The organism is Pseudomaricurvus sp., from assembly GCF_965662505.1.
Taxonomy (GTDB): Bacteria; Pseudomonadota; Gammaproteobacteria; order Pseudomonadales; family Cellvibrionaceae; genus Pseudomaricurvus.
In genome coordinates, this window is record NZ_CBFIHX010000122.1 from 1 (window position 1) to 8,476 (window position 8,476).

9 protein-coding genes and 2 tRNA genes are annotated in these 8,476 nt (G+C 49.2%); 4 read left to right on the top strand and 7 right to left on the bottom strand.

Features of this window, described 5'->3' with window-relative positions:
* The 3 genes from ACTG33_RS14145 to ACTG33_RS14155 all read right to left on the bottom strand — a co-directional run.
* A partial coding sequence (locus ACTG33_RS14145) for a chromosome segregation SMC family protein (protein ID WP_439135874.1) occupies window positions 1-940 on the bottom strand: 940 nt, incomplete at its 3' end.
* A gap of 332 nt (window positions 941-1,272) precedes the next feature.
* Window positions 1,273-2,580, bottom strand: a complete 1,308-nt coding sequence (gene ccmI, locus ACTG33_RS14150) for a c-type cytochrome biogenesis protein CcmI (RefSeq protein WP_439135875.1) — start codon at window positions 2,578-2,580, stop codon at window positions 1,273-1,275.
* A 152-nt stretch (window positions 2,581-2,732) separates the two neighbouring features.
* A complete protein-coding gene (locus ACTG33_RS14155; RefSeq protein WP_439135876.1) occupies window positions 2,733-3,239 on the bottom strand; it encodes a cytochrome c-type biogenesis protein in 507 nt (168 codons plus the stop codon).
* 199 nt (window positions 3,240-3,438) lie between these two features.
* Here ACTG33_RS14155 and ACTG33_RS14160 point away from each other — a divergent pair.
* Window positions 3,439-3,514: transfer RNA gene (locus ACTG33_RS14160), tRNA-Val, on the top strand.
* 47 nt (window positions 3,515-3,561) lie between these two features.
* Window positions 3,562-3,638 (top strand) — tRNA-Asp (locus ACTG33_RS14165).
* 276 nt (window positions 3,639-3,914) lie between these two features.
* Here ACTG33_RS14165 and ACTG33_RS14170 read toward each other — a convergent pair.
* Window positions 3,915-4,046: a hypothetical protein gene (locus ACTG33_RS14170; protein ID WP_439135877.1), complete on the bottom strand. Its 132-nt coding sequence runs from the start codon at window positions 4,044-4,046 to the stop codon at window positions 3,915-3,917.
* 365 nt (window positions 4,047-4,411) lie between these two features.
* Here ACTG33_RS14170 and ACTG33_RS14175 point away from each other — a divergent pair, with 365 nt between their 5' ends.
* On the top strand, window positions 4,412-4,966 hold the full coding sequence (locus ACTG33_RS14175; RefSeq protein ID WP_439135878.1) for a cytochrome b: 555 nt from the start codon (window positions 4,412-4,414) through the stop codon (window positions 4,964-4,966).
* A 60-nt stretch (window positions 4,967-5,026) separates the two neighbouring features.
* Window positions 5,027-5,614 carry a YceI family protein gene (locus ACTG33_RS14180; RefSeq protein ID WP_439135879.1) on the top strand — a complete coding sequence of 196 codons (588 nt, stop codon included), beginning with the start codon at window positions 5,027-5,029 and terminating at the stop codon, window positions 5,612-5,614.
* A 38-nt stretch (window positions 5,615-5,652) separates the two neighbouring features.
* On the opposite strand, the gene ACTG33_RS14185 is transcribed toward ACTG33_RS14180, so the two are convergent.
* Genes ACTG33_RS14185 through ACTG33_RS14195 form a run of 3 tightly spaced genes read right to left on the bottom strand, consistent with a single transcriptional unit; the run spans window position 5,653 to window position 8,209 of the window.
* The gene (locus ACTG33_RS14185; protein ID WP_439135880.1) at window positions 5,653-6,222 is read right to left on the bottom strand and encodes a hypothetical protein; all 570 of its coding nucleotides are present in this window, start codon (window positions 6,220-6,222) and stop codon (window positions 5,653-5,655) included.
* Between the two features lie 38 nt (window positions 6,223-6,260).
* Entirely contained in the window at window positions 6,261-6,875 is a 615-nt protein-coding gene (locus tag ACTG33_RS14190; protein WP_439135881.1) for an OmpA family protein, read from the bottom strand.
* A complete protein-coding gene (locus ACTG33_RS14195) occupies window positions 6,875-8,209 on the bottom strand; it encodes a TolC family outer membrane protein (RefSeq protein WP_439135882.1) in 1,335 nt (444 codons plus the stop codon). Before ACTG33_RS14195 ends, ACTG33_RS14190 begins: the two co-directional genes overlap by 1 nt.
* Window positions 8,210-8,476 lie beyond the last annotated feature (267 nt).

Consider the following 8,476-nt stretch of genomic DNA (forward strand, 5'->3'; position numbering starts at 1 on the left):
CACGCTCCTGGGAGTGTTGAATGGTTTGTTCAACACGTGCGATATCGGCACCAATAGAATAGAAACGACCTTGAACGTCGTTGAACTTGTCGGTTAAGTCTGTGTACTGGGTGCGGTATTTCTCGATAGCGGTGTCGTTTTGCACCTGACCGGTGACAAACGACTCTACTTTCAGCTCTAATTCTGTAATGGCTTCTTTTTTGACGGTTGCCTGTTCGTCCAGCACTTTAAAGCGTAACGCCTGCAGCTGAGCCTTCAGCAAGCGCTCCTCTTTCTTGTATTCAGTATACTTTTCAGCCGATTGAGCCTGACGATGCAGGCGGGAGAGCTGGCGCTCCAGTTCGTCGCGGATATCGGTCAAGCGCTCGAGGTTTTCGTGGGTACGACGCATGCGATTTTCAGTGTCGCGGCGACGCTCTTTGTACTTGGAGATCCCCGCCGCCTCTTCAATATACACCCGCAATTCTTCAGGCTTTGCTTCGATCAGACGGGAAATCATCCCCTGTTCGATAATGGCGTAACTACGCGGTCCCAGACCGGTACCGAGGAAGATATCCGTAATATCACGGCGACGACATTTGGTACCGTTCAGGTAATAGCTGTTTTGAGCGTCACGGGTCACTTTACGTTTGATGGAGATTTCCGCAAATCCCGCGTACTCACCCACCAAGGAGCCATCGCTGTTGTCAAAAACCAGCTCAATAGAGGCTTGCCCCACAGGTTTTCTGCCACCGGAGCCGTTAAAGATAACGTCCGTCATGGATTCACCGCGAAGGTTCTTGGCGGAAGACTCCCCCATTACCCAGCGCACGGCATCGATGATATTGGATTTACCACAACCATTGGGTCCGACTACGGCCCCCAGGTTGCTGGGAAAATTGACGGTCGTCGGATCGACGAACGATTTAAAACCTGCCAGCTTAATGCATTTTAGCCGCATAGAAATGCTTCACTCAGATATAACGTATTGATTTTCTTATGATTTGGGGTCGATCCAAATAGGTCAAAAACGCCATCCAACGACGCTAAATCTATATTCTTCACCCTGCCAGCCCACATCCCGTGTTCACTGTCGTCATGATTCAAACGATTGATCAAACAGGAATTTTACACACTTGAGAGGGCTATTACATCCACTCACTCAGGGAAAATTCCGGTCACCCAGCTCACCGAAAGCGACCGGAAACTGCACACCAAAAGACTGCTCAAAACCCACCCAAAGGGGCCGAAAATCACCCGAACCGCACAGAATTCATCAGACAAACAACAACTCTATGGTATCTGCTGATCAACCGACAAACTGAGAGGCTCATTCAATTCTGCCAGCACGACGGGACCAAAACTGCCCTGCCAGTCACCGGATTGTGGTACAGGCTCCCCGGATTTTGAAATACGTGCCACCACTTCCAGCTTGGGCACACTGGCAATGGTCATTCCCGGCGCCATCGCCATGGACTCATCCAGCGTGATTTCGGCCGGCAGATCCGCCACGGTCAATCGCTGAATCGCCAAAGGCATCTTCGCGCCCTGCCAGGCTCTCGCATAGATAAAGACGGTATCCTCTGGAGCCACAGAGATCCCACCCGGAACACTGACTTTCACCGTCAGGCTGTTTGCCGATTTGCTGGCTGTCGGGTCTCCAGATTCTCCGGCAGGCTTCTCGCCAGTCGCCGACTCGCCTTGCTGACTCAGCATCAGCGGCGCCTGAACGCCAGACTCTTCAGCCAGGGCCTTCGCCCGTTGAATGCCAGCCAAGAGCGATCTGGCTGCCGGGCTGTTTCTGCCCATTACCTCAACCGCATGCTCCCAGCTCTGAATAGCCTTCCGATACTCCTGCCTTTCGAAGGCTGCAATTCCCATCAACCCCAATGATGTGGTCTCATCAGGGTTTTTGGTCAGCGCTTGCTTCGCTAAAGCTTCCACTTCAGGGGTTACCCGGTTGCCTGACGCCAAAAAGACCGCTTGCGCGAGTTCACCCAGAATATGCGGAGGGACTTCTTCATTGTGCTGGGCAATATACATGTAGGCACCAACGGCCTTCACGTAGTCATTGTTCTGCATGTAGGAACGGGCCAACAAATAGCGATTACCGACATTATCCGGCTTTTTCTCAAGTCGGTTTTCCAGGCTCGCAATCAAAGCATCCAGATCTTCCTGACCACTGACGGCGTCCTGCTGCTGGAAATACGCCTCGCGAAGATCGAGAATTTCCACGTCTTCAATAGAGCCATGCTGCCAGTAAAAACCCAACGCAACCAATGGCAAAAGACCTGCCGCCAGGTAAAGACTCCACCGGGAAGTACCCTGACCGGTATGTTCCGTTACAGCAATATCTTCCAACAGCGATAATTCCAGCTCTTTTTTCAGCTGATCAAACTGCGCCTGCTCCAGTTCGCCCGAAGCCAACTGGGACTCCAACACCTGCAGGTGTTCATTAAACAGATCGAGAACCACCTCTTTGCGATTTTCGACATCGGCCGGATCAACCCGTCGCGACTTTGATTGGCGCCAGAGCGGCCACAAAACGAAAACCACCGCTACAACGGCCATTACGGCAACAACCAGCCAAAAATTCCCCATCAATGCCCTACCTTACTTTTGGCCATCTAATTGGCCCAACTCAAATACATTAAAACCGCACTCGGTGGCGACTGCGGTTTACTCTCAATCAACGAATTTGTCTTAACGTGAACACTTTTCTGATATTAACCTTGCCTCTATCAAGCTTGGCTTTAATCAGAAGACTGCTTTCGCTTTTGCTCTGCGGCTTTCAGCAACTGCTTCAAACGCGCCTGTTCATCCGACTCCAGCACGTCGCCTTGTGACTTGCTTTTACGTCGCTGACGCAAGGTCAGCCCCACCATTACGGCGCCCAGAACCAGCAAAACCGCAGGTAAAGACCACAACAACATCGTGTTGCTCTTTAACTGAGGACGATAGAGAACATAGTCGCCATAGCGATTCACCATGAAATCCACGATTTCTTTATCGCTCTTCCCCTCTTGCAGCATGCGGTAAAGCTCGCGCCTTAAATCTGCAGCAATGGGCGAATCAGACCCACCAAGGTTTTGATTCTGGCATTTGGGACAGCGCAGCTCTTCCACAAAGGACAGATAGCGCTGACGGGTCACCTCATCATCAAACTCGTAGACGTCAATTCCGGCCCAGGCTGACGAGGCCATCAGCACAAGTCCCACCAGCCAGGCGAAGAAACCATAGTGGACACTTGATGTATTCATACTCAGGAATCTGCGAGACATTATTGTTGGCTCCGGTCAGTCATAAATCCCCCTTCAAAGAGCGGAAGAGTATAGCAACCGACTTCGCGAGGCTCTAGAGAAGTCTCGTAAAGAAAAATCAGTATGATTTTGAATTTTCTGGAAAAAAGTCGTTGACCCAGAACGAAATATCATTATTATACGCGGCCACTGACAGCGAGGGTGGTTAGCTCAGCTGGGAGAGCATCGCCCTTACAAGGCGAGGGTCGGGGGTTCGATCCCCTCACCACCCACCAGTTTTTCGATGCGTGATGCGAAAGATTTGGAGTTGTCAGAACAATGCGGACCGGTAGTTCAGTTGGTTAGAATGCCGGCCTGTCACGCCGGAGGTCGCGGGTTCGAGTCCCGTCCGGTCCGCCACTATTTTAAAAAGCCGCTCTTTGAGCGGCTTTTTTTATGCCTGACGGAAACCCCAACTGTCGGTTTCGGCTTGAAACAGGGTTTCACACAAACAAAAAAAGCAGCCCTATAGCTGCTTTTTCTGAATAGCCCACCGCCTCAAATCTAGCCAACACCTCATCTAGCCAACACCTACCATCACTCCAGAAAGACCATTGAGGGAGAGTCCCTCTTAAGCGAGAGTCCCTCCTAAGCGAGAGCCCCTCTTAAAAGGTGTCCTGACATACCATAAAGGTACTAACTGCTTTTATCGGCTTTTTTCATGTCTTCCTGAATATGACGGCGTGCATAAACGCCAACATACCCCATCATGACACACGCCAAAACGACAATGGCCACACCAGAGAGAACATACAGATCGATATACATAGGTCACCTTCCTTCTTGCTTTCAGGCTGATTAAAGCTTTACCGAGTCGGCTGAAGCGTTATAGATTCCGGCTAAAGCTCTTGTTTGAGTTAATAATACGCCGATCCCCCATTCACACCTTGATCTCGGTCAAGAGAGAGTGTTCTTGAAATTGTGAACTCGCCTACACTGACAACAGTACACAGTAGACTTTTGTTGAATAATCCGCCAAATTCGCACTCACTGAGTCACATGGAAGGTTCATCAATGAAAATCAATCAGAAGTCATAAAGATCGCCTATTTTTTCTGACCATAACTCATGGGATGGAGTGAACACCCTCAATCCACCAGTAGAATACCGCCTATACTTCACTCAACTCACCGAATGCAACAACCTCTTAAAATGATTAAAAATACGCCACAAACATACGGCTCCGTCAGTAAATGCCTACATTGGGCCATCGCATTGGTTATCGTCGGTATGTTTATACTCGGCTTGTGGATGGTCGATCTCACTTATTACGACAGCTGGTATGTGAAGGCGCCCCATTACCATAAAAGCGTTGGCATCCTGATAGCCTTCGCCATGATATTTCGACTGCTCTGGCGATGGTCAAACCCCACGCCAAAACACATCGTCAGCCATAAACCCTGGGAAGTCAGTCTTGCACTGGCAACACATGTTTTGCTTTATATACTGATTTTTAGCATTCTCGTTACTGGCTACCTGATTCCTACCGCCGACGGACGTGGTATCGATGTGTTCAACTGGTTTACCGTACCATCTGTTGGCAGTTTCTTTGATAACCAGGAGGATGTGGCAGGAGACATACACTATTGGTCTGCCTGGGCTGTTATTGCATTGGCTTCATTGCACACGATTGCAGCTATAAAACATCATGTCCTGGATAAGGACGCGACCCTGAAACGAATGCTGTAAACTCACACGGTCACGACACTGCCCTTCCAACTATTTTAAACTTCATGAAAAGGAATATTTATGGCTATGAATATATTCAATTCCCGCAAGATAATTCCGTTGTTAGCCGGCGTAGCGCTGTCTTTCAATGCGGTGGCCGCCGACTATAAAATTGATACAAAAGGCGCCCACGCCTCAATCAACTTTAAAATTCCTCATCTGGGGTATTCATGGCTGGTTGGACGATTCAATGATTTTGAAGGGAAATTCACCTACGATCCTGAAAACATGGAAGCTTCTACGGTGGAGGTTACTGTCGATACCACAAGCATTGATTCTAATCATGCAGAGCGGGACAAACACTTAAGAGGCGATGACTATCTGGATACGGATAAGTTTGGACAAGCGAAGTTTGTGAGTACCGAAGTCACCGACAAAGGTAATGGCAACTTCACAGTAATCGGCGACCTCACCTTACACGGCGTCACCAAGCCGATTACTATTGACGCCGCAATCGTCGGAGAAGGCCCGGATCCATGGCTGGGTTATCGGGCAGGATTTTCTGGCACTACAGTTTTAAAATTGAAGGACTTTGGTATTCCTGACAAGCTGGGGCCAGCGTCATCACGAGTCACCCTGGATTTGTATGTAGAAGGCGTAAGCCAGTAAAACGGATCGATCACTTCAATGACGTGATCCATCCGTTTTTAGCGGTAACCCCCTTTGTAGAGGGGGTCTTGAAGATTGTATTTAACTCTGCCGCGATTTAACAAGGGTTCCGGCAGGCGAACCAATCCGTGCTCAGCCAATTTCTCCTGCCCCTCTTCTGAATACAACCACGCGGCAACTTGCTGAAGGCTCTCTGCCTCAGCACTTCCTTTAAAATTGCTGTAAAGATACCAAGGGCGCTTAAGCGTCATCCTGCCATCAACCACCGCATCCCTCTCTGCCTGGTTATTGACTTGAGCCGTGATAATCGTCATCACAGGACGATGGCCATAGCGTAACAAAAACTCCCCCATCGTACTGTCACTCCATTTCTCTCCTGAAATGGCGAACTGTGCATCTCCGTTTAATAACGCTTGAGACGGCGAGTCAACGACGACAACCATATCATTCAACTGCTGAAGCTTGTCTGCCTGATCCGTCGGCACAGCCACTGAAACCTTTGGCAGGCTGGCCATGGTGTCTTTCTTTGGTTCACTGCTGCATCCTGCTAATCCAATCAAACTCACCAGTACAGACAGGGTAACCACAAGCTTGGGTGTAAATGTCATCTATGAAATTCTCCGCTTGTCCTTAGGTAGATCAGCCTTTACTGAGGTGGAGCCAGCTGCTCTTCTGTCGAGTAAATAGTCCATGCTTTCTTGGCTAGCGGTTGTCCCGCATGATGAAGTATGGCCTTGGTGCGGCGCTCTCGTATGTGTTTCAACTCATCTGAAACCAAAGCGTTTTCTTCGGTGAAGATATGAGTGGTAATTCTGGAGCTTGCTATACCACGCTGCTGTAAAGCCGTTGCGATAGCATCAACCCGGCGTTTAGCCAAAGCCTGATTATAAGCCAGGGTCCCCTCGGGACTCGTATCTCCAATCAATTCAACGTGCACACTGGCGTATTGATTTAACACCGACACAAGATGGTTTATTGTTGTCTGCTGATCTGAACGGATTACAGATTTGTCATAATCAAAATCCACCGTAAAGGTTTCTTTTTTGTCGCCCTCGCTCCAGCCCGCACAACCTTCATTATTGACATGAGCACCTTTAGGCGAATGCGCGCACTTGTCCCGCTGATTGATGACACCATCACCATCAAAATCTCTGACATCATCGTATTTGGGGCGCTGCACGGTCATATCCGGCACACCAAAACAACCACTCAATAGTGATCCCAGCACCAGCAAGCTCAACCATTTCACATGAACAACCATTATTCGCTCTCCTCATGGCTGTCTGGGTCCCTGCTTTCGCTGTTTTCTCCCCATTGCTCTGGATAATCTACCCGCAGGGAGTAAATCAACGTACCCAACGCATTATTCAATCGATAATTGGCGTATTGGTAATCGTATTTCGCGGTAATGTAGTTACGACGTGCCACGAACAACTCCACCTGAGCATCCAGTACGTCCAACAAAGTTCGGCGGTCTAAACGAAACTGTTGAATATAACCCGCATGTGTGGCGGTCGCCGCATCCACATTTTCTTTGAACACATCTACCTGTTGTGACACAAAGTTCTGGGCGTTCCAGGCCAGCTTGGTGCCTTCTTCAACTTCGAGGTAACTGCGCTTATAGATGGCCATCGCTTCGTTGTAGCGCCAGCCGGAAGCCCGAGCCAGATTCTTATCCCGACCACCGTTGTAGATGTCGTATTCCATCCTCAACATAATTCGGCCATTTTCATCACGCCCCTCGAAACCACCGATATCATCATTATCGTTGGCCACCATTTCGAGATAGACCTTAGGGTAAAAGCTGTGCTCAGCGATGCGACGTTCTTCCTGGGCTGCTGAAATATCCGAACGGGCAACATCCAGTTCCGGATGATTGGTTTTTGCCTGTTCCAATGCATCTGTGAGTGTTTCCGGCATTAAACTGCTGTCATGGACCGGATCAATCAAACTGCCGGGCTCTTGGCCAACCCAGCGCATAAATGTCGCGCGGGTATCATACAAATTGTTGTTGGCTGCCAGCATGGAGGCTCTGGCACTGGCAAGACGAGCACTGATCTGAGACAGATCAGACTCACTGGACAACCCCTTGGAGACACGATGTTTGATGTCTTCCATTGCGGATAGGTGATCCTGAACATTTTTCTTGGCTAGCTCTGCAATGGATTCTGTTTTCAACAAATCCAGATACAGCCTGCAGACTTGCAATGCGGTATTTTCGGCGCGACTGATCAGAGCATAACGCTCAGAAGCGGCTTCCTGCCCCAAACGCTCAACTTCTGCCTGCGTTTTGAAACCATTGAAGAGTAATTGGGAGATAGAGAGCCCCAGTTCACCGCGATCCAGTTCGGCATCCAGATCCTGACCACTTTTATATCGGGTTTCCTCCGGACCATAACCGGCCGTTAGACGGACTTGTGGCAGGTAATCACCACGGGCACTGTCTTGAAGGCTCAGACTGGATTGATAGCGGGCATATTGCTGCTGTATATCCGGGTTGGTATCAATGGCGCTCGCCACGGCCTCCTCAAGCGTCATTGCCTGTAGCGGTGACACCAACAGGGTCATCGATATAGCCAGTAATAACCGACGCATTCTCACTCCTAAATGGTTTTGTTTTCCGTGTTTTCAGGCCTACACCTGACCAACTTTCTCCATAACATCTGAAAACGATGAGATCAAAATCGATAAAGATCATGGATTTCATACAGTTATTACAATCTTTAAACCCGTTTTATAGGTGAAACTCCTAATATTTTAGACAAGGTATTGAGATTTGCTGCTTTTTTAGAGCAAATTTCTATAAAAAACCCAAATGTTCAAGGCTCACGCATCGCCGTGGCTCTGGCTCTTAATAGAGGC